Origin of the sequence: Dyadobacter sp. CY347, from assembly GCF_021502655.1 — a bacterium.
Taxonomy (GTDB): domain Bacteria; phylum Bacteroidota; class Bacteroidia; order Cytophagales; family Spirosomataceae; genus Dyadobacter.
In genome coordinates, this window is the sequence record NZ_JAKFFT010000009.1 from 288121 (window position 1) to 310437 (window position 22317).

The following is a 22317-nucleotide window of genomic DNA, read 5'->3' on the forward strand; positions in this document are numbered from 1 at the left end:
CAAAATAATACCAGTAACAAACTATAAATGGCCAGAATCCTTACAGGCATTCAGAGTAGCGGGAGGCCCCATTTGGGGAATATTTTGGGGGCGATTGTTCCTGCTATTGAATTGTCCAAAAACCCTGAAAACGAATCATTCTTTTTTATTGCAGACCTGCATTCCCTGGTGTCTATCAAAGACGGGAAATTGCGCCAGGAGTATGCGCGGGCGATTGCGGCAACGTGGATCGCATTCGGTTTTGATTTTGAGAAGAATGTGTTTTGGAGACAGTCCAGGATTCAGGAACACACGGAACTGGCCTGGTATCTCAATTGCTTCACGCCGTTTCCGATGCTGGCCAATGCAACTTCGTTTAAGGAAAAATCTGAGAAACTGGCGGATGTGAACGCAGGATTGTTCACATATCCGGTGTTGCAGGCTGCGGATATTTTGCTTTATGATGCCAACATTATCCCCGTTGGAAAGGACCAGAAGCAGCACCTTGAAATGACTAAGGATATCGCTACGCGATTCAATCTGGTGGCCGGGGAGGAAATGCTGGTGTTGCCGGAACCGCAGATCGATGAACGCATTATGACCATTCCAGGTGTTGACGGGCAGAAAATGAGCAAGTCCTACCACAACTACATTGATATTTTTGTTCCGGAAAATGAGTTGAAAAAAGCAATTAAAAAGATTGTTTCCGATTCTACACCCCTGGAAGATCCCAAAGATCCCGACACAGACATTACATTCAAGTTATATAGCCTCGTTGCTTCTGAAAGCGACATTGAAACCATGCGCCAGAATTACCTGAGGGGCGGATATGGTTATGGGCATGCCAAGCAGGCACTTCTGGAATGTATGCTGGAAAAATTTGCAGAGCCCCGCCGTATTTTCAATTATTATATGGAAAACGAACAGGAGCTGGAAGCCATTCTGGTGGCAGGTGAAACGAAAGCGCGGGCCATTGCACAGGAAACGATTGCAAAAGTTCGTAAAGTCCTCGGTTATAGCTCATGACGGAAAGTGTTGACATGCTGATCAATTCAGACCAGGATCTTTTTCTCTGGTTGAACGGTCACCATGCCCCCTGGCTAGACACATTAATGTATTGGATCACATTCAAATACACATGGATCCCAATGTACATGGTCCTGATCGCTGTGCATTTGCGAAAGGATTGGAAGAAAGGTTTGGTTGAACTTGCAGTTGTGCTGATCGCAGTCATCATTGCAGATAAAATTACATCGGGCTTCATGAAGCCCTATTTCGTGCGGTACCGGCCCTGCCATGAACCCGAATTACAAGGGTTGGTCCATGAGGTCACAGGTTGCGGCGGGCTTTATGGTTTTGCTTCATCCCACGCTTCCACGAGTTTTGCGGTGGCAATGGCCTGGTTCGCTTTTTTACGGACAAAATTGCCGTATATGTGGTTCCTCTTCATTTGGGCGGGTATTTACTCTTATAGCCGCGTTTATGTAGGCGTACATTATCCGGCAGATATCCTGATCGGAGCAATGATCGGGCTGCTGGTGGGGTGGCTTTGTATAAAACTTTACCACACTTTTTTGAAGAGATATTACCGTATCTGATCGATTTTATTTAATTTTGCGCAAATTTCAGTTTGGCCAATGGGTTCATTTAATACAGTAAAAATATTTTCGGGGAGTCAATCCGAATATTTGGCCAAAGACATTGCCAGGTATTATGGCAAAGAACTGGGAGGTTATACATTAAGGAAATTTAGTGACGGAGAGCTTTCCCCCAGCTTCGAAGAATCGGTCAGAGGGTGCGATGTTTTCCTGATCCAATCCACTTTTCCTCCGGCTGACAATCTGATGGAATTGCTTTTAATGGTGGATGCCGCACGCCGCGCTTCTGCACATTATGTAACTGTGGTAATCCCTTATTTTGGTTACGCTAGGCAAGACCGGAAAGACAAGCCGCGCGTAGCGATTGCTGCCAAAGTCGTTGCCAACCTGCTCACGTCTGTGGGTGTGGACCGCTTAATGACGGTTGATTTACACGCCGGACAGATCCAGGGTTTCTTTGATCTCCCGGTGGACCATTTGGAAGGAACGTCGATTTTTGTGCCTTACATTAAATCGCTGAACCTCAAAAACCTGCTGATTGCATCGCCGGATATGGGCGGAGCAGCGCGGGCACGTAATTTTGCAAAGTTCCTGAATGTGGACATGATCCTTTGCGATAAGCACCGGAAACGGGCGAATGAAATCGCGAGTATGCAGGTGATCGGGGATGTGGAAGGAATGGATGTTGTGCTGGTTGATGACTTAATTGACACCGGCGGCACACTTTGCAAAGCAGCCGAACTGATCATTGAAAAAGGGGCCAATTCTGTGCGGGCCATCAGTACCCACGCGATTATGTCGGGTAAAGCGCACGAAAACATTGCTAATTCTGTTTTGGAAGAGTTGATCATCACTGATACAATTCCTTTGAAGCAGCAGAACGCAAAAATACGCGTACTGTCCGTTGCGGAATTATTCGCAAAAGCCATCGGCCGTATCCGTGATCATGAATCTATTAGTTCTTTATTTATACATTATCAGTAAATTTTTTTATTTTTTATCTTCTAATTAAATATTCTTATGAAAACGCATGAGATTGTAGGGTTTAAAAGAGCGAATCTCGGCAAGACGGAAGCGACCGAACTACGTTCACAAGGTTATGTTCCGTCTGTGCTGTATGGTGGAGCTGAGCAGGTTCATTTTTATGCACCGGCTATGTTGTTTCGCCAGTTGCTTTTCACACCGGATATTTTTAATGTTACGCTGAATATAGAGGGAACTTTATATAATGCCATCTTGCAGGAAAAACAGTTTCACCCGGTTAACGACTCATTAATCCACGCGGATTTCTTGCAGATCGTTGATGGCAAGGAAATTAAGGTTGACGTTCCTGTTAAATTGACAGGCACATCATCTGGTGTTATGAAAGGTGGTAAAATGAACCAAAAATTGCGTAAATTGCGTCTACAAGGTTTGGCTGAGAACATTCCTGACTATGTAGATGTTGATGTAACTGAGCTGGATTTAGGAAAATCTGTGAAGGTTGGTGCAGTTAAGGCTGAAAATTTCGTTATATTAACAGCCGCAAGCAACCCGATTGCTTCAGTTGAGATCCCACGTGCACTGAGAGGTACACTTGGTAAGTAAGTATTTTATTTTTCATGGCTAATAGATGCAAACGTGCCGACCTTTGGTCGGCATATTTGTTTATAGCCAGTCCCGGATCTGCTCCACCAGCACCTCGTTGATACGTACATAACTCTCGTGCGTCCAGCCTGCGATATGTGGGGTGAGCACCACATTGTCTGACGCGCGCAGATAATCAAATGCCTCCTGTTGCGCAGATGTCAGCTTGTTGATCTTTTCATTTTCGAGAACATCCAGGCAAGCGCCCAGGATCTTTCCAGATTTTAATCCTTTTACAACCGCATCAAGGCTTACGGTTTCTCCCCTCGAAAGGTTGAGCAGATAAAATGGTTTGGAAAAATTATTTACAAAATCGTCATCGACCAGATAGCGCGTTAGCTCCGTTAGTGGAATGTGCAAACTGACCACATCTGCCTGCTGCATAATGTCCTCCAAACTGGATTCCACAGCGTAGGCATCGCCATAATTGTCACGGTATTTGTCATACGCAAGCACGCGGCAGCCGAAGCCGCTAAGGCGCTGCGCCGTAGCCGAACCATTATTCCCATAACCGATTATACCGACGGTCTTTTTCATCAGTTCCACGCCCCGGTTTCCCTCACGGTCCCAGGTTCCGCTGCGGACCTGGCGATCGGCCCTTAATATGTTGTTGAAAAGCGCAAGAAGCATCCCGAGCGCGTGCTCGGCCACTGCGTCCCGATTTCCTTTTCCCGCATGGAAAACCTCTATATGATGCTTTGCAGCAGCTTCCAGATCAATGAGATCGAGCCCTGCTCCTGCCCTGGCGATAAAACGCAGTTTGGTCGCAGCAGAAAGCATCTCTTCATCCACATTGGTTTTACTGCGGATCATGAGTCCTTCGTAGCCGGAAATGTGGGTTAAAATGTCTTCGCGGCGGAACTCTGGATGATAATCATATTCCCAGCCCTGATTGATCAACATGTCAAAAAGCGAGGGATGCATGGAGTCTGCGATCAGGATTTTCATAGGAGCACGGGATTTTTTGTAACTTGCCGGTCAGACATTGCGCAAAAGTAATACAGAATTACTCAGAAGAACAGTTACAATAGCATTAAACCTACATGAGCGATCAAATCAGCGATAAACCTGTTATAGGAATTACATTAGGCGATTATAACGGAATTGGGCCGGAAGTTATACTCAAAGCATTAGAAGGGAATCAGTTAGCAAAATTGTGCACACCCATTATTTACGGTTCGTTGCGTGTGCTTAACCAGTATCGCAATCTTTTTGAAATGAAGGAATGGACCTTGCACGGCATTCAGAAAGCAGATCAGGCCAATCCGAAATTAACCAACGTCATCACTTGCTGGCATGACCATCAAACAGAAATTCAGCCAGGAAAAATAACGGCAGAAGCCGGTCAGGGATCATTTGCATCATTAAAAAGAGCCGTTGAGGACCTTAAAGAAGGAAAAATCCAGGCTCTGGTGACGGGGCCGATCAATAAGGACAACATTCAAAACGAAGACTTCAAATTTCCGGGTCATACCGAGTTCCTGGCGCAGTCCTTTGGCAAAGAGGATGCATTGATGTTCATGGTTTCCGGCGAGCTGCGTGTGGGCGTTTTGTCGGGCCACATTCCGCTTGAAAAGGTAAGCACGAATGTTACAACGGAAAGACTGACGGCCAAAATTGAGCAGATGCTGCAATCACTGAAAGGGGATTTTGGTATAAAAAAACCCAAACTGGCGTTGCTGGGTCTTAATCCCCACGCCGGTGAGAATGGCTTGCTGGGAAACGAGGAAATTGATGTGATCACGCCAGTTATCAAGAACTTTAAGGAAAAAGGAAACCTGGTTTTCGGTCCTTTTCCAGCGGATGGCTTCTTCGCGGCTGCTACTTACAAGCAGTATGACGCGGTTTTAGCCATGTACCACGATCAGGGATTGATCCCGTTTAAAACTCTGGCATTCAATGAAGGGGTAAATTTCACAGCCGGACTCTCAGCGGTCAGGACCTCTCCGGATCATGGAACGGCCTATAACATTGCCGGGAAAAATATTGCAGAGCCAGGCTCATTGCTGCAAGCCATTTACCTGGCTTGTGACGTTTCCAGGTTCCGCGTGGTGAATGAGGATATTGATAAACATGCATTAATTTCAAAGCCGCAACAATCTGAAAGCCAGCATCCTGCCAAGTCCGGGGGAAAGCAGCGCTTTAACAACTAACATTCGGCTGCCGGATTTGAAACGGCGCCTTACTTATATTTACCTAGATCAAAAACCAATGTTAAAATCAATGACCGGATACGGTGTATCCAACATCGAGTCCGATTCAATAAATGTTACGGTTGAGATAAAAACGCTTAATTCTAAGTTTCTTGACATTTATTGCCGCATACCCAGGCAGTTTTCCGAGAGGGAAATAGAGATCCGGAACCTGCTCACGCAATCACTTGAACGTGGGAAAGTTGAGTTTACATTGACAGTCCAGCCGGTAGGGAAAACCGTGGCTTCAACGTCCGTGAACAGGGCGCTTGTAAATGCCTATTATACAGACCTTTCTGCAACTGCGACTGATCTCGGATTCATGCCCGATTTCACAGAATTGTTCCGCATTGCATTGCAGATGCCTAATGCTTACAACAACGAGACTGTTGACGATTCCAGCAAAGAAAATGACTGGACGCAGATTAAAGTGGCCGTTTTGGAAGCCATCCGTAAATGCTCTGTTTTCAGGGAGCAGGAAGGAAAGATGACCTCTGAAAAGTTCACGGAGTATATCAACACCATTCAAACATTGCTGGACAGTGTTTCCGAACAAGACAAACTACGCATACCAGCAGTTCGTGAAAGGCTCGAAAAACAGATCCGGGAGCTTTTGGCCGATGATAATTTTGATACCAACCGTTTTGAGCAGGAATTGATCTATTACGTTGAGAAATTTGACATTTCGGAAGAGAAGATCAGGCTTGCCAACCACCTTACCTATTTCACCGAAACATTGCAATCGCCGGAAAGCAATGGTAAGAAGCTAAACTTCATCGCGCAGGAAATTGGCCGGGAGATTAATACGATCGGCTCTAAGGCGAATGACGCGACGATCCAGCATTTGGTAGTTCAAATGAAGGATGAGCTCGAAAAGATCAAGGAACAAACCATGAACATCATTTAACTGGTGCCCGGAAGCATACTGCCATTATCATTTTACGACGCTTTCGACACGCGCTCGCTCGCAAAAAGATTACTTGGCTGCGAACTTGTGCACGAAAGTCCGGATGGCATTACCAGCGGGATCATCGTGGAAACGGAAGCATATCTTTCCGATGATCCCGCGTGTCATGCATACAACAGGCGCACCACACGCACGGAGCCTATGTACGGCGTTGCAGGAACAAGCTACGTATATCTGATCTACGGTATGTATGAATGTTTTAATGTGGTAAGCAACAAAGAAGGAGTTGGCGAGGCGGTGCTGATCCGCGCTTTGCAGCCGGTTCAGGGCATCGACATAATGGAATTGCGCCGGTCACTTATCCCGGGCAAAACAGCGCCGAAGATCCGGACGAAGCAATTGAAATTAAATGAGTTGTGCCGAGGGCCGGGAAATCTGGCAAGAGCAATGGGCATAGAAAGGTCGTTGCACAACAATATATCATTGACGGATGGGCCGCTGTACATCCGGGACCGTGTTACCCAAGCTGTTGAAGTGGGATCTTCCACGCGCATTGGGATCAATGTCGGCAAGGATCTGCTTTATCGATTTTATATAAAAGATAATCCTTTTGTTAGTAAATTGTAATTTTTTACAGGAAATATACTACCGTCCTGTACTTTTAAAGCCTAATACTCCTGCGCTTTTGCAATTACTTTTTATCTTTGGCTAGTTAAACCCACACTCAACGATTCTATGAAAACCTACAACAGCTGCACCTTGCGGCCTATCCTACCCGTACCGGCAGTCTAGTTTATGGGTAATCTTTACAGACTATTAACGATTTTGTCCCTGGCAGCGCTGGTAAGCGGGAGTCGTTGTACTTCTGTATCTGATAACGAAAACATTGCCGCCAAAAACGAAGTCGTTGAAGCCATGCCTGTGGAGGGTTTTGCGGAAGACACTGTCCTGATTTTAAAATACCACCAGTTTGCAAAAGAATATCTGTTTCAGGATGCTGAAAAAGCAATGTTTTATTCCAAACATGTCCTGAGACTTTCCCAAAAACACCAATGGAACAAAGGCAAAATACTGGCCTATAACCTGCTAAGCACTTATTATCTTTTGGATGGTAGTTATGATGTGCTCAGGGAGCTTTCCAATGAAACCATGACGCTTTCCAAGCATATGCCCTTGTATACGGCGCATGCAAAGCGTTTTCTGGCCGAAAGTTATTCTGAATACCGGCAGTGGGACTCCGCGCGGATCAATTACCGGCAGGCATTCGCCATTTTTAAGGAACTTGGGGAAGACAGCTCTGCTGCCACCTGCCTGGATAACCTCGGGAATTCTTACCGGGAAAAGGGAATGTATAATGAGGCTATTCCTTACTACGACCAGGCCTACGCGCTTTTTGACAAAATGGATTCGGACTGGGGGCGTGCGACGGTGCTTCAGAACAAGGGTTATCTGCATGTGGTAAAAAAAGAAGGCAAGGCTGCCGAGGAGTTACTGAAACAGTCGCTGGCCCTTTTTCAAAAGATCAATAACCGTTACGGGGAATTGAATGTTTTAAATGATCTGGCCAACATTTACTGCCTCAGCCAGCAAAATGAACTGGCCATTGAAACTGCTGCAAGGGCGCTTGAATATTCAACGATATTCCATTCGTCGCAACAAACAAACTGGGCTTTACTCTCACTATCAAGGGCTTATAAGAACAAGAAAATGTTCCAGGAGGCGCTGGATTACATGGAAAAGGTGATTTTTAACCGGCGCATGCTCCATACGGAATATGTGGAAAGGCAGTACACCATGTTCCAGCTGAGCTATGACAACCAGATCATGGACTCTCAGATACAGAGCAAAATCATTGCCGAGCAACGCATCGTACAGCGCTTCCTGATCGGATTTTCATGTCTGATCATCGCATTTGCTGCCTTTTTATGGTTTAATAACAAAAAGCTCCGCCGGAAGAATGCTGAGATCCGGGAAGCCATGGCGCGCGGACAAGCCATCGAGCGGAAGCGCGTTGCAGCCGAATTACATGATAACCTGGGTGGAACGCTTGCTTCACTGAACTGGTATTTATTTGGCATTGATAAAAAAGTCCTTTCGCCGGAAGAGCAAAAAATCTACGAAAGTGTGCATCAGATGGTGGGTGCGGCTTATCGGGAGGTGCGGAGCCTCTCTCACAACCTGATGCCCGCTGAATTGGAAGAGCACGGGCTGGTAATGGCCCTGCACCGGCTGATCGACAAGATGAACGAGAACAAGAAAATTGAGTTTAGTTTCAACATTTCCGGAATGTCGCATCGTTTGAATAACAAGACTGAATTTGAGTTGTACAGCATTGTTCTCGAACTTACCAACAACATTATCAAGCATTCAGGCGCGACGAAGGCAAGCATTAACCTTACCGAAAACAAGAACATTCACCTGACGATCATTGACAACGGCAATGGGATGGTGGAACCTTCGCGGCAAGGTGTAGGACTTAAAAACGTGAAGAACAGAGTGGAAAGTCTGAGGGGAAAAGTACAGATCATCAGTCAGCAGCCCAGCGGACTGAAAGTGGATATCGAGATTCCCAAGACCCTAATTTAACGAATGACAGCAACCCCATCCATGATAATTTTACCCAAAGCAGAAGAGTTTATTTCAGCATTTGAACAGAGCATTTCGAATAATTCCTTTATAAAATTGTCTCTCGGCAATTACCAAGGATCCGAGGAAAATCTGAAAAATATTTATGTCAGAAAGATCCTCATCAAAAAAGAGGAGAAATTTAGTTTTACATATCGATATAAAACACGGGACATTGTCAAGAACTACACACTGGACGAAACCAAAGCGCTTTTTAAATCCCTTATCGCAACAGATTTCCACGTTGCAACGCTTTTCACCGATTCCGAAGAATTGCAGTTTGAGATTTTGAAAAACAACAAAATCACCCTTAAAAAGAAGGTTACCGACGCCAAAGAAGTGCCTCTTCCCGAACACGATCACAGCAAAAGCCGGCTCATCAGCAGCGAAAATAAGGTTTATCTGCAAGAACTGAACATTACAGATAAGGACGGGACGGTTTTCAAAAAAGCACAGGATAAGTTCCGGCAGATCAACCATTACATTGAGATTTTAAGCGCACTGATCAAGGAAATTCCTACGGATAAGCAGCTTGATGTGGCTGATATGGGATCCGGTAAAGGCTATCTGACATTTGCCCTCTACGATTATCTGCAAAATGTCCTGCATGTGGATGCACATGTAACAGGCGTGGAATTTCGGCCGGATCTGGTTGCATTATGCAATGAGATCGCTCAGCATTCTGAGTTTAAAAACCTGCATTTCGAAGAGGGAACAATCGAAAATTTTGATAGCCAGGGTGTTAACCTACTTATTGCGCTACATGCCTGTGACACGGCAACAGACGATGCCATTTTCAAAGGAATTTCAGCTGGTGCGGACCTGATTGTCGTGGCGCCTTGCTGTCACAAACAGATCCGGCGGGAAATAGAAAAAATTAAAACCGGGAATGATGTTCAGTTTCTTACCCGATACGGGATATTCCTGGAAAGGCAGGCAGAGATGGTGACGGACGGGATCCGGGCATTGATCCTGGAATATTTCGGATACAAAACCAAAGTTTTTGAATTCATTTCCGACGCCCATACGCCCAAAAATGTCATGATCGTGGGCACGAAAGACAAGCGCAATGCGCCCGATCAGCCGGGAATATTGAAAAAGATCCAGGACGCCAAGCTGTATTTCGGCATTGGTTACCACCATCTCGAAAAAATTGCCGGTTTGCAAAGTCACTAAATGTCAATTGGATCGTCTTTTGTAAACATCTTCAAAGACGGATATATCTCGTGAAAAGTCTCACTTTCGCTTCCCTGTCCGTATATTTGCACCTTTTTGTGGAACTGACTAACTTAATATGTGGAATAAAATAGCAACTTACATTATCCGCTACCGGCTTTTGTGGGTTGCACTGGTGTTCGTTTCAACGGTTTTCATGGCATATCAAGCCAGCAAAATCGAACTCTCTTACAATTTTGCCCGGATATTGCCTTCCAATGATCCGGTTGAAAAAGAATATCAGGATTTCAGGAAACTCTTCGGAGAAGATGGCAGCGTAATGGTTATTGGCTGGCAGGACCCGCAACTTTTTGAGATCAATAAATTCCGCGGCTGGTGCGAACTCACCCAGCGCATTAAGGACACGGAAGGCATCAAAAATGTGCTTTCGCTGGCGAATGTCTACAAAATTAACCGTAACGACAGCCTGAGGAAATTTGACGTGGCGCCGGTTATCAAGCAAATCCCTTCCACACAAGCCGAGGCTGACAGCATTCAGAAACAAATTGCCAACCTGCCGATCTACGAAGGACTGGTCATCAACAGCAAAACAAACGCAACGCTTATCGTTGTAACATTCAACGACAAGGAACTTAATTCGAAGCGCAGGCTTACCATTGTGAGCGACATTGAAGCCATGGCGGAAGAGTTCGGGGCAAAATATCAGGCGGATCTGCATTATTCCGGGATGCCTTATATCCGGACGGTGAATATGAAAAAGATCTCCGGCGAAATGGAGCTGTTCATGGGATTGGCCGTTTTTGTAACATTATTGATCCTCTGGGCATTTTTCAGGTCGCTGCGGCTTACATTATTATCTATTGTGGTGGTGCTGATCGGGGTGGTTTTCTCCGTCGGGATTTTGCATCTTTTCAACTATAAAATTACAGCACTGACCGGTCTACTGCCGCCCTTGCTTATTGTGATCGGGGTGCCGAACTGCGTCTTTCTGATCAATAAATATCAGGCTGAGCTCAGGTCACATAGTAACAAGGATGAAGCTTTGCTTGAAATGATCCGGCAAATCGGTTTGTCAACATTCCTGGCGAATATGACCACGGCTATCGGATTTGGGGTGTTTTATTTTACAAACAGCATTTTGCTTGTTGAATTCGGCGTGGTGGCTGCCATCAGTGTGATGGCCACTTATGTGCTTTGCCTGCTTCTTTTGCCGATCACATTGCATTATATGAGCGTGCCCAAAGCGCGACATTTGAAGCATCTTGACGGAAAATGGGCATCCGGTTTCCTGAGAAAAATCGATTTTCTGGTGCATAACCGCCGCAAGGAAATTTACATGGCCATGGTCGTTCTGATCATCATTTCGGCTTTTGGAATGACGAAGATCAAGACAATTGGATATGTGGTGGATGACCTTCCAAAGAAAGATGTTGTTTACACGGATTTAAGATTCTTTGAGAAAAACTTCAATGGTGTCCTACCCTTTGAGGTAATGATCGATACCAAACAGCCGAATGGAATTTTTGCCGATCAGGCTGAGGTGCTTTACAAAATAAAAGCCTTCCAGAATGAAATGGCCAAGTTTCCTGAGTTTTCCAAGCCACTTTCGGTCGTGGAAGCTTCCAGGTTTTTATATCAGTCATACCGTGGCGGCGATGCGAAATATTATGCATTACCAGGGGTTTTGGAGCTGAACAAACTTACGGGTTACGTGCAGGATCAGCAAGGCGCGGCCAAGCAGTTGAATGCATTTCTGAACAAAGATAAAAGCGTCACGCGGGTTAGTTTCCAGATGGCAGACGTAGGCTCTGAGCGTATCAAGGAGCTGATGCAGAAAATCCGTCCGAAAGTTGATTCCATATTCAGTCCGGAAAAATATAAGGTGAGCCTTACAGGTCACAGCCTTGTTTTCCTGAAAAGCAATGATTACTTGCTAAGCAACCTGTATGAAAGCTTACTGATCGCAATTGTGCTGATCGCTATTGTGGGAATGGTGCTTTTCAGATCTGTGCCTATCATTTTACTTTCCAAACTGCCTTGTCTGATCCCTCTGGCGCTTACTGCCGGCATTATGGGCTATTTTGGTATTTATTTTAAACCAACAACCATTCTGATTTTCAGCATTACGTTTGGCATTGCCTCAGATGGGACCGTTTATTTCCTGACACGTTATCGTGAAGAGCTGCACAAAAACGGCCTGACGCCGTCCCAGGCAGTAACGCAATCCCTTTTTGGAACGGGTCTTAGCATGATTTATACGGCTGTGATCCTGTTCTGCGGATTCTCGATCTTTGCAGCATCCAGCTTCGGGGGAACTGCGGCAATGGGTGTGATGGTTTCTATCACCTTGCTGGTTGCGATGTGCACAAATCTGATTTTACTTCCTGCATTGCTGCTTTCCATTGCGAAACGCCAGGGCAAGAATGTCAGGCCCACCTGATCAAAGGTTCCGATAAAGATCATATGTGAAAAATATCATTGAGCATAATATAACAACAAAGGCTGCCCGCATGGACAGCCTTTGTTGTTATTCTACTTTCTCGAAACTCTGATCCATCCATTCTTCCGGGATGTCGTCGAGCGCCTGCTTTAATTTATCGGCCCAGATGTCTGAGATCTGTTCCAGGTCTCTTTTTTCGTATCGGTGTTCAACAATCTTGAAGCTGTCCTTTTTATAAAGCACCACATCGATCGGGAAATCCACATCATTATTACTAACCCTCGTCGAGTCGAAAGACAAAAAACCAGCTTTCAAAGCCTGCTTCATCGTTGATTCGCCATTCAGTACGCGGTTCAGGATGGCTTTTCCCTGGCCTGAGTTGCCGATGATCACGTAAGGGGAACCTTCGTCCAGTTCCACCCAATTCCCTTCGGAGTAAAGCAAAAACAGCTTATGGTCCTGATCGTCCTTCAATTGCCCACCAACGATCGTGTTGAGGTTGAATTTCAATCCGGCACGTTCCAGCGAAGCTCTATCCTCTTCCGCCACACGCTTGATCTGCTCTCCGAATGCATTCACAGCTTTGTAAAGCTTGTTGTAAACAACGCCTTCGCTGATCAGTTCTTCAAAATAATGCACCGCCTTATCCCGCACGGAACGCAGCCCGCTGGTCATGATAAAAAGTGAGTAATTATCCTTTTGCGTCACATACATCTTCTTTTTTACAGTCGTATTGGTGCCAGCTGTAATGCGGGTGTCGGCCAATGCGACAAGCCCTTCTTTTACTTTTATCCCTAAACAATAAGTCATTTTATACTGAAATTAAATCGCCCGAATCGCCGGTTTGATATGGTCATACGCGGCTTCAACGAGATTAAATACGCTCAAAAGTACCAAAATGACCGATGGCGCGAGCAAAAAACATACATTTAATAGTGATTTTTTTGAAATTGCAACCACTGCAAATGCGTTGCCCACAATCAAACGAGCCACAATCCAATGATCGAAACCGTCCATTTGTTTCCTCTTCTAGACCAGAAATTAATAGAAATGTTAAAATCATTGTCCTATGACGACTGGCACAAACCGACCGTCGCAAAACTATGGACGGTGAAAGATGTGGCCTCTCACTTGCTGGACGGCAATCTCCGCGTGATTTCGGGATACAGGGATAATTACAATGTTCCGGCCGATATGGAGATCGATTCCTATCAGGATCTGGTCGGCTTTCTTAATAAGCTGAACAATGATTGGGTTAATGCAACAAAACGGCTCAGTCCTGCCGTCATCATTGATTTGCTGGAAAGCACCGGAAAAGAATATTCACTGATCATGGCAGAGCAGGATTTAGAGCGCGAAGCTAAATTTTCCGTAGCTTGGGCAGGTGAGCAAACATCAAAAAACTGGTTTCACATCGCCCGCGAATACACCGAAAAATGGCATCATCAGCAGCAGATCCGGGAGGCAACTGGCAAGCAGGGCATCATTACGAAAGAACTTTAATATCCATTTATAGAAACATTGCTTCGCGGCCTGCCACACACATATCGCAATATCGCGGCGCAAACCGGAACAGCCATAGCCATTAATGTAGGTTTGGAACAACCGTTTTTTAGGTATTTAATCAAAAATCAAGAAGGTTGGAAAATCGAAAACGATCATTCCGGCAGCATTGATTCTGCTATAATCATTCCTGCCGGAACAGCATGGAAGTTGTTTACCAGGGCCATCAGGCCAGAGGAAGCAAGAGAGAATGTTACCATGGAAGGCGACGTTAATCTCGCCGAAACTGCGTTAACGCTGATCGCCGTAATAGCGTAATGTGACTTCGATTGATCTAATCCGTATAAATATCTGTATATAAACAGGAAAAACTGCCCATAGCACGGTGTTATGGCTAACGGAACGATCAGGATGAAACTGCTTCAGGTAATTTTTATATACACAATGCTGCTTGCTGGTTGCAGCAAAAAGAGTGATCCGGGCAATGCTTATAATCCGGGAAACACAGAGCCTGGGGCAAAAATGCTTGCGCTAGGCGATTCCTATACAATCGGGCAAAGCGTCACCGAAGCGGAGCGCTGGCCTGTTTTACTGGTCAAGAGCCTAAAAGAAAACGGGATTGCATTCAGGTCGCCGGACATTATTGCTACAACGGGCTGGACTACGCGCGACCTTATTTTTTCGGTTGATAATGCCAAACCTGCAACGGACTACGATCTTGTATCGCTCATGATCGGCGTGAATAACCAGTTTCAGGGCAAAAGCATGGATGAGTACAAAACCGAATTCCGCAGTTTGCTAACCAAAAGCATCGCACTAGCCAGCGGCAAAGCGGATCACGTCTTCGTTTTATCTATTCCCGACTGGGGCACAACGCCCTACGGCGAAAGCGACCGCCCCAACATTGCGAAGGAAATTGATGCTTTCAATCTGGTGGCAAAAGAAGAATGTGACAAACAAAAGGTCATTTTCATTGATATAACCCCTATTTCCAGAATGGCATTGAATGACCCGACGTTGCTGGCGCGGGACAATCTCCACTATTCGGGCAAAATGCATCAGCTTTGGGTCGATGCGGTTATTCCGGTGATTAAATCCAGGATTTGAATGCCTTCAAAACTAAAAACCTCCGCTTTATCAAGGCGGAGGTTTATGTACTCATATTCCAAAATTCTATAACCTTTAATTACGCTTCCTGTAAAGCTTTTATGCGGATTACCAAGCCGTCCATCTGATCATTGCAGCGGAGCTGGCAGGCCAGTCGGCTGTTCGCTTCGGCATCGGGTAATGTGTCCAGTGTTTCCAGTTCATTATCGTTCTGCGCGGGCAAACCGTCACCTCCTTCCAGCACGGCAATATGGCAGGTGGCGCAAAGTCCCATTCCGCCGCACGTCGCCTGAATGTCGTATTCATACGCTTTGAGCATTTCCATCAGGTTAAGGCCCATATCCACCGGCACTTCCAGTTCCTGACGCGCTCCGTTATTATCCTCTACTTGAATATTTATCATGGCTAAAATGCGTTTACACCATTTACAGTTGTGTATTTAAAGCTTAATTTCTGATCCGGATACACATATTTAAATGCGCTTTGCATCATTATTGCGGCCTCGTGGAACCCGCATAGGATCAGTTTCAACTTGCCCGGATACGTGTTGATGTCGCCTATGGCATATATACGCGGAACATTAGTGGAGTAGTCAAGCGTGTCCACGATTACGGCGGACTTCTCAACACCAAGCTTCCAGTCGGCGATCGGGCCGAGCTTTGGGCTTAATCCGAAAAGCGGGATAAAGTGGTCAGTAGCAATGGTAGTTACGTTTTTATCATTGCCCACGATGGAGATTTCCTTCAAAACACCATTGCCGCCGAGGCTGCTGACCTGGGATTGAAGGATCAGATCGATCTTTCCTTTTTCAGCTAATTCGAAAACCTTTTCAGCGGAATCCGGCGCGCCGCGGAATGTATCGCCCCTGTGGACCAGTGTTACCCTTGAAGCAATATCAGCAAGGAAAATGGTCCAGTCCAATGCAGAATCACCGCCACCGGCCAGCACCACGTTTTGATTCCGGAACTGCTCGGGCTTTTTGACCATATAATGCACGCCTTTGCCTTCAAAATATTCCAACTTCTCAACAGCAGGCTTTCTGGGCTCAAAGCTTCCGAGTCCGGCTGCGATCACTACAACTTTGCAATGAACCGCCGTCCCTTCATTCGTGCGGACAATGTATGTTTCGTCTTCCTGCTTTTCAAGCGCTTCCACGCGCTCGCCCAGGGTAAATCCGGGTTTGAATTCCTCGATCTGTAACATCAGGTTTTTGACAAGATCTTCGGCAATGATGCCCGGCGCGCCCGGAATATCGTATATGGGCTTTTGAGGATAAATTTCAGCAAGCTGGCCTCCTACAAGCGGAAGCGCATCAATTAAATGGCAGCGCATTTTGAGCAGGCCCGCTTCGAAAACTGCGAACAAACCGACCGGCCCAGCGCCAATAATGCAAATATCTGTGATAATCATAAGTGTTATGCGATTGAACTTTGGAATAATATAATGTTCCAAAATTACCGCTTAACCGGCCGCCATGCCAATCACATTTGCTTATCCACCATAACCAAAAGTTATTGGTTCGCGGGAGAAGTCACGATAAACTGCATCATGTTGGGTTGTATCTCAATGCGGATCTCAGCCGGACTTTCCACCTTAACGCGCTCATCATCAATGTGCAGATCTTTTCCTTCCCATAACAGCATTACATTCTTGGCTTTGATAGTCGTAAAGTCGAATTCAGTGTCCTCACCATTGATCAGGCTCAGGATATAAGTTTCGAGCTTTTCCCGCTGCGTTTCGGGGATCATCACAATTTCCAGTTCTCCGTCACCCGGATCTGCATCAGGAGCCAGAACGAGGTTGGGGCCTATGGACCGGATATTCATCACTTCCACCATCAGATATTTGCCTGAGTACGAAACGCCATCCGCTTCTACCCTGCATTCTTTCGCTTCATAATTCAATACAACATCATACAGCACTGCCAATGCTGCTTTCAGCTTTTCCTCCACCGTATCGCCGATCTCGTCTTCGATCTTTCCCATTACTTTCATCAGGCGTGGAAATACGCCATAACCAAAACCTTCCAGGAAAAATCGGTCGTCCTTCAATCCGTATACTTTGCCAATATCGAAAGGCTGAAAATGTCCTTCGTGCCAGCGCTTTGCGATCTCTTTCGGTTTGCCGCTGATCTGTAAAGCGGTGGCAATGTTGTTGGCCGTCCCGTGCGGGAGCAATGCCAGCGGATATTGCTTATCCAGCCGCTTCCTGGCCATGAGGGCTTTGGCTACGCGCCTCACCGTTCCGTCGCCACCGGCAATGATAAGAAAATCTGTTTCTGTCTTGAACTGGTCCCAGCCCTCTCCTTTTACGGAGGAATATTCACAATTAAAACCCTCCGCCTCAATCTGCTTCACTAGTTCCTTTTCGGAAAAATCATTGTCCCCGGCTGTGGGGTTATGCAAAAGGTTTGCGTTTTTCATAGGAAGTATTTAGGATTACTCAGCAGGCATAAAAAACATACCAGGCATAATTTTATTACCCTGAACCCTAAAAAAGATATCATTATGAAAATCCTGGTGACAAACGACGATGGAATATACAGTCCCGGACTCGCTGCCCTGGCGAAAATTGCGGCGCGGTTCGGAGAAGTTAAAGTGGTTGCCCCTGATGTAGAACAATCATCTATGGGTCACGCGATTACGGCTTCCAGACCGCTTTCTTACAAAAAATCACCCATTGACTTCGACGGGATTGATGCCTGGCGCGTTAATGGCACCCCAGCCGACTGTGTGGCATTGGGACAGCATTTGTGGGACAAACCGGATGTGGTGCTTTCGGGCATCAACATGGGGCCAAACCTGGGAAATGCCATGTGGCACTCCGGAACCCTTGCTGCTGCGAAACAAGCGGTGCTATTTGGAATGAAAGGAATTGCCCTTAGCACGCCTACGGACAAGGAGCCTGATTTCGACGCATTGGATCCTTTCGTAGAGAAAGCCCTGGCCCTTTTATTCCAGAATGAACATTTGAATCTCGTAAACGTCAACTTCCCGCACGACCCGCAAGGGGTGCGATGGACAAGGCAATCGGTAAGGTTATACGACAACCAGATCGTGCCTGCCCTTGATCCGATGGGACGGAAACATTACTGGTTTACGGTTATTCCCATGGAACCGGCAGAAGAAGGAACCGACCGTTGGGCCATTGAGAACAATTTTGTGTCCATAACCCCGCTCCGGCTCGACCTTACCAATGAAGCTGATCTGGAAAAAGCGCAAAAGGACTATCCGATCAAGTAATTGAAGGTTAATTCATAGTTACAGAAAAATGCATTCTCCCGCCACTACAAGCCAGCTTGTTAGAGGCGGGAGTCTTTTTTTATTAGGGGCAGACCAACGGTTTTAAGGGGTAGAATGGGCAAAAAACAGTCTTCTTTCCGAACAGATAGTTTTTACATCCTGAATCCGAAAAAATCGATTTACCTCTCACTATGGAAAAATCCAAAATTGGCAATTACCGTTGGGTCATTTGTGCATTATTATTCTTCGCCACCACAATCAATTACATCGACAGACAAATCCTAGGCTTACTGAAACCCACGCTCGAAGTGGAATTCAACTGGACCGAGACTGACTATGCAAATATTGTCATGGTGTTTGCCGGATGTTATGCCTTGGGTTACATCATTTTCGGGAATTTCATCGATCGGATCGGTTCAAAAGTGGGATATTCTATCTCCATCATTATTTGGAGTATTGCTGCCATAGCGCATGCATTTGTGAAAAGCACATTCGGTTTTGGCGCTGTAAGGGCCGTTTTAGGGCTTGGTGAAGCTGGTAACTTTCCGGCTGCTGTAAAAGCAACCGCCGAATGGTTCCCCAAGCGTGAGCGCGCACTGGCAACAGGGATTTTCAACTCGGGAACAAGCATTGGAGCCGTCGCAGCACCTATTATGGTTCCTTGGTTACTCGGCGCTTACGGCTGGCAGGAGGCGTTTCTAATTACAGGTGCGCTGGGGTTTATCTGGCTGATATTCTGGTGGTTGTTCTATGAAATCCCTTCCAGGCACAAGAAAATCCAACCTGCTGAATTCGAATACATTCACAGCGACAGCGAGGATATCGCCACTCCGGATCAGAAGCCGATCAGGTGGGCCAAGTTGGTCCAACTTCCTCAGACATGGGTCTTTATCAGCGGAAAATTGCTTACCGATCCCATCTGGTGGTTTTTCCTGTTCTGGCTTCCCTCCTATTTTGCCACGACTTTTGCGCTGGATCTTAAAAAACCAAGTTTGCATTTGGCGGTCGTTTATACGGCAACAACATTCGGCAGCATTGGCGGCGGTTATCTGTCTTCTTATCTGATCAAAAAAATGGGCTGGGAACCCTTGCGGGCGCGAAAAACAACATTGCTGGTCGTTGCCATCGCTGTATTACCAATTATTCTGGCGCAATTCGCGACTGACATCTGGGTGGCAGTGGGCATTATCAGCATTGCGGCAGCAGCGCATCAGGCCTGGAGTGCGAATATTTTTACCATTGTTTCAGATATTTTCCCAAAACGCGCGGTAAGCTCCGTGGTTGGGATAGGTGGGATGGCGGGATCGATCGGCTCTACGCTTTTCCCTTTGCTGGTGGGCTCGTTGCTGGACTATTACAAAGCCGCCGGGAACATTGGTGCCGGGTACAATATTTTGTTCATCATATGCGGCTTGGCTTACCTTGTGGCGTGGCTCATTATTCATTTCCTGACAAAAAATATGAAACCGGTTGAAGATGCGTTAAGAGATTGATCTTTTGGTGTTTCCAACCCGTTTATATCAAAAAATATTCATCATTACTGCACAGAGATTATTCATTGAAATGAGAAAGTCCCGCTACTATATACTCTTCCTGACAATTTCGATCACGCTGTTTTATTGCAAGTCCAATAAACAATCCGTTTCGAAGCAAGCTGTTCCGGAGAAAGTGGAAAAGGAAGAGCCTGCAAAGCCTAATGTTTCCGCATTATCACCATTTATTTCACCTGAAAAGACCATTGAAAAAATGCAGGTGGAAGATGGTTTCGAGGTAAAATTGATCGCCGCCGAGCCGCTTATCAGTGCGCCTGTTGCCATGCAGTTTGATGACAAAGCCAGAATGTGGGTCGTTGAAATGACGGGATACATGCCCGACACCATCGGCACCGGTGAAGACATTCCTAACGGTAACATTGTTGTCCTGGACGATAAAAACAAGGACGGCGTCTACGACGACCGGACCGTCATCATAGATTCACTCATTCTTCCGCGCGCCATTTGCCTGATCGAGAATGGGATTCTGGTGGCCGAGCCTACTAACCTTTGGTTTTACGAGATCAAAAATGATAAAGTTGGAAAAAGAACATTAGTTGATCCAAAATATACGGAAGGCGGTAATGTTGAGCATCAGCCCAACGGGCTTTTCAGGGCGCTCGACAACTGGATTTACAATGCCAAGTCAGACAAGCGTTACCGCAAGCGGGGCAATAAGTGGGAAATTGAACACACACATTTCCGTGGCCAATGGGGCATCAGCCAGGACAATTACGGTCGCCTTTACTACAATAATAATTCACAAAACCTGATCGGGGATTATTTCCCGGCCGGACTTGGCGCTTCCAACAAAAACCAAAAAAATGTGGCGGGTTATAATGAAAAATGGGTGGCTAACAACCGCGTTTTCCCATTGCACCCCACTCCCGGCGTGAACCGCGGCTACATGAAAAACGTCCTGGACGACAGCCTGCGCCTGACCAATTTTACCGCAGCAGCCGCACCAGTCGTTTATCGTGGCGACTTGTTCGGCGATAGTTTTGCATTCAACGCATTTGTTCCCGAGCCTTCTGCCAATCTCATTAAACGGAACATCCTTAGTGAAAATGGCTATGTCGTAAAGGGTGAGCAGGCATACAAAAACAAAGAATTTCTGGCCAGCACAGATGAGCGTTTTCGTCCCGTAAGCCTTTATAATGGTCCGGATGGTGCCATGTACATTCTGGACATGTATCGAGGGATCATTCAGCATAAAACTTATCTGACCCCATATCTCAAAGACCAGATCGGCAAGCGGGACCTTACACAGCCGCTTTCCAGCGGAAGGATTTATAAAATTGTCCCAAAAAACGCAAAAGCTAAACCGGTAATGATCCCCTCCGGTGCCGATGATCTCGTGAAGCTTCTGGGCCATGCGAATGGCTGGGTAAGGGACCGGGCACAACAAAAACTGATCGACGGTAAATACAACCAAACGGTTCCTGCCTTGCGCGCGGCAATCAAGCAGACGGCAAATCCTTTGCTTGCGATTCACGCCTTATGGACATTGGAAGGACTTAATTCGCTTAAAACGGAGGAAGCATTGTCGTGGCTCAGGCAGTCCGATTGGAAGTTTCGTATGCAGGGATTGGCTGTGTCGCCAGCGCTTATGACGCCTGGTTCACACCAGCAATTTGCATCAGCGTTCAATGCTATGGTAGATGCTAACGATACATTAGCAGCACCTTACATTGCACTGGCTGCGAAAACGATCCAGCCATTTGATACGACGGCCGCTCGTGGCCTGCTCACTAAGCTAGCCACAAAATATCCGAACAACCGTTATGTTACGGACGCCATTATCAGCAACTTGCAGGATCAGGAAGAAAGTTTTCAATCGGAAATCTCCGCTTCTCTTTCCAACCCCGACTTTTTACTGAATAAACAATTACAGCGGGCCATTGCCACAGTGCAAAGCACCCGAGGTAACAGGAATCCTGAAATGCTCAAAAAGGAATTTCCGAAAGGTGAAGCATTATTCACATCGATCTGCCAGACTTGCCATGGTGCAGATGGCGCCGGGATCAGGTCGCTTGCACCGCCTTTGAACCAATCGGAATGGGTTACAGGGAACAAAGAGAAGCTGATTTCTATCATCCTGTACGGCTTAACTGGTCCGGTTAAAGTAAATGGTCGCATTTACCAGACGCCTGAGGTGAGCGGTGATATGCCGGGAATTGGTTATGATAAGGATATGCCTAGCGAAGATATCGCGCAGCTTTTGAGCTTTATCCGAAAATCGTGGCGCAATGATGCGGATAAGGTGACAACGGAGGAAGTTGAGATAACAAGACGGAAACTAACCGGTCGTGAAAAAGCATTCACCGAAAGTGAGCTGAACGGAATATAGGCGGTTAGGGCAGAATGCACTAAGTTTGTTCTTTTATAAT

General features: G+C 46.2%; 21 protein-coding genes. 16 read left to right on the forward strand and 5 right to left on the reverse strand.

The genetic code is table 11. From position 1 onward, the window contains the following. Positions 1-27: 27 nt before the first annotated feature. From trpS to L0659_RS22190, 4 genes are read left to right on the forward strand one after another with little or no spacing between them, the layout of a single operon-like run. Positions 28-1005 carry a tryptophan--tRNA ligase gene (trpS, locus tag L0659_RS22175; RefSeq protein ID WP_235128766.1) on the forward strand — a complete coding sequence of 326 codons (978 nt, stop codon included), beginning with the start codon at positions 28-30 and terminating at the stop codon, positions 1003-1005. Beyond that, on the forward strand, positions 1002-1577 hold the full coding sequence (locus tag L0659_RS22180; protein WP_235128767.1) for a phosphatase PAP2 family protein: 576 nt from the start codon (positions 1002-1004) through the stop codon (positions 1575-1577). Before trpS ends, L0659_RS22180 begins: the two co-directional genes overlap by 4 nt. 39 nt (positions 1578-1616) lie before the next feature. Beyond that, positions 1617-2561 carry a ribose-phosphate pyrophosphokinase gene (locus L0659_RS22185; protein WP_235128768.1) on the forward strand — a complete coding sequence of 315 codons (945 nt, stop codon included), beginning with the start codon at positions 1617-1619 and terminating at the stop codon, positions 2559-2561. Between the two features lie 36 nt (positions 2562-2597). Continuing rightward, positions 2598-3164, forward strand: coding sequence for a 50S ribosomal protein L25/general stress protein Ctc (locus tag L0659_RS22190; RefSeq protein WP_235128769.1), 567 nt, complete (start codon positions 2598-2600; stop codon positions 3162-3164). Between the two features lie 60 nt (positions 3165-3224). Here the strand turns inward: L0659_RS22190 and L0659_RS22195 are convergent, their stop codons facing one another. After that, positions 3225-4151, reverse strand: coding sequence for a 2-hydroxyacid dehydrogenase (locus tag L0659_RS22195; protein ID WP_235128770.1), 927 nt, complete (start codon positions 4149-4151; stop codon positions 3225-3227). 95 nt (positions 4152-4246) lie between these two features. On the opposite strand from L0659_RS22195, the gene pdxA reads away from it, so the two are divergent. The 6 genes from pdxA (at position 4247) to L0659_RS22225 (ending at position 12543) form a co-directional block, all read left to right on the forward strand. Continuing rightward, positions 4247-5356 (forward strand): 4-hydroxythreonine-4-phosphate dehydrogenase PdxA, encoded by a 1110-nt coding sequence (pdxA, locus tag L0659_RS22200; RefSeq protein ID WP_235128771.1) that lies wholly within the window; start codon positions 4247-4249, stop codon positions 5354-5356. 58 nt (positions 5357-5414) lie between these two features. Further along, complete coding sequence (locus L0659_RS22205; RefSeq protein WP_235128772.1) at positions 5415-6302, forward strand: YicC/YloC family endoribonuclease; 888 nt, start codon at positions 5415-5417, stop codon at positions 6300-6302. 3 nt (positions 6303-6305) lie between these two features. Further along, the gene (locus L0659_RS22210) at positions 6306-6929 is read left to right on the forward strand and encodes a DNA-3-methyladenine glycosylase (RefSeq protein WP_235128773.1); all 624 of its coding nucleotides are present in this window, start codon (positions 6306-6308) and stop codon (positions 6927-6929) included. A gap of 168 nt (positions 6930-7097) precedes the next feature. Then, positions 7098-8888: a tetratricopeptide repeat-containing sensor histidine kinase gene (locus L0659_RS22215; RefSeq protein WP_235128774.1), complete on the forward strand. Its 1791-nt coding sequence runs from the start codon at positions 7098-7100 to the stop codon at positions 8886-8888. A gap of 21 nt (positions 8889-8909) precedes the next feature. Beyond that, a complete protein-coding gene (locus L0659_RS22220) occupies positions 8910-10103 on the forward strand; it encodes an SAM-dependent methyltransferase (RefSeq protein WP_235128775.1) in 1194 nt (397 codons plus the stop codon). 118 nt (positions 10104-10221) lie between these two features. After that, positions 10222-12543, forward strand: a complete 2322-nt coding sequence (locus tag L0659_RS22225; protein WP_235128776.1) for an RND family transporter — start codon at positions 10222-10224, stop codon at positions 12541-12543. An 87-nt stretch (positions 12544-12630) separates the two neighbouring features. On the opposite strand, the gene L0659_RS22230 is transcribed toward L0659_RS22225, so the two are convergent. Next, on the reverse strand, positions 12631-13353 hold the full coding sequence (locus tag L0659_RS22230) for a peptidase (RefSeq protein ID WP_235128777.1): 723 nt from the start codon (positions 13351-13353) through the stop codon (positions 12631-12633). Positions 13354-13542: 189 nt separating this feature from the next. Here L0659_RS22230 and L0659_RS22235 point away from each other — a divergent pair, with 189 nt between their 5' ends. The 3 genes from L0659_RS22235 to L0659_RS22245 all read left to right on the forward strand — a co-directional run bounded on the left by L0659_RS22235 (position 13543) and on the right by L0659_RS22245 (position 15153). Beyond that, on the forward strand, positions 13543-14046 hold the full coding sequence (locus L0659_RS22235; RefSeq protein WP_235128778.1) for a maleylpyruvate isomerase N-terminal domain-containing protein: 504 nt from the start codon (positions 13543-13545) through the stop codon (positions 14044-14046). 18 nt (positions 14047-14064) lie between these two features. After that, a complete protein-coding gene (locus L0659_RS22240; protein WP_235128779.1) occupies positions 14065-14364 on the forward strand; it encodes a hypothetical protein in 300 nt (99 codons plus the stop codon). A 72-nt stretch (positions 14365-14436) separates the two neighbouring features. Beyond that, positions 14437-15153: an SGNH/GDSL hydrolase family protein gene (locus L0659_RS22245; protein WP_235128780.1), complete on the forward strand. Its 717-nt coding sequence runs from the start codon at positions 14437-14439 to the stop codon at positions 15151-15153. 79 nt (positions 15154-15232) lie between these two features. Here L0659_RS22245 and L0659_RS22250 read toward each other — a convergent pair whose 3' ends face one another. The 3 genes from L0659_RS22250 to L0659_RS22260 form a co-directional block, all read right to left on the reverse strand. After that, on the reverse strand, positions 15233-15556 hold the full coding sequence (locus tag L0659_RS22250) for a 2Fe-2S iron-sulfur cluster-binding protein (protein ID WP_235128781.1): 324 nt from the start codon (positions 15554-15556) through the stop codon (positions 15233-15235). A 2-nt stretch (positions 15557-15558) separates the two neighbouring features. Next, positions 15559-16563 (reverse strand): NAD(P)/FAD-dependent oxidoreductase, encoded by a 1005-nt coding sequence (locus L0659_RS22255; protein ID WP_235128782.1) that lies wholly within the window; start codon positions 16561-16563, stop codon positions 15559-15561. Between the two features lie 101 nt (positions 16564-16664). After that, the gene (locus tag L0659_RS22260; RefSeq protein WP_235128783.1) at positions 16665-17576 is read right to left on the reverse strand and encodes a diacylglycerol kinase family protein; all 912 of its coding nucleotides are present in this window, start codon (positions 17574-17576) and stop codon (positions 16665-16667) included. Positions 17577-17660: 84 nt separating this feature from the next. Between L0659_RS22260 and surE the strand changes: the two genes are divergently transcribed. The 3 genes from surE to L0659_RS22275 all read left to right on the forward strand — a co-directional run bounded on the left by surE (position 17661) and on the right by L0659_RS22275 (position 22277). After that, a complete protein-coding gene (gene surE, locus L0659_RS22265) occupies positions 17661-18395 on the forward strand; it encodes a 5'/3'-nucleotidase SurE (protein ID WP_235128784.1) in 735 nt (244 codons plus the stop codon). Positions 18396-18586: 191 nt separating this feature from the next. Beyond that, positions 18587-19888, forward strand: coding sequence for an MFS transporter (locus L0659_RS22270; protein WP_235128785.1), 1302 nt, complete (start codon positions 18587-18589; stop codon positions 19886-19888). 70 nt (positions 19889-19958) lie between these two features. Continuing rightward, positions 19959-22277 (forward strand): c-type cytochrome, encoded by a 2319-nt coding sequence (locus tag L0659_RS22275; protein ID WP_235128786.1) that lies wholly within the window; start codon positions 19959-19961, stop codon positions 22275-22277. The last annotated feature ends 40 nt before the right edge of the window (positions 22278-22317 follow it).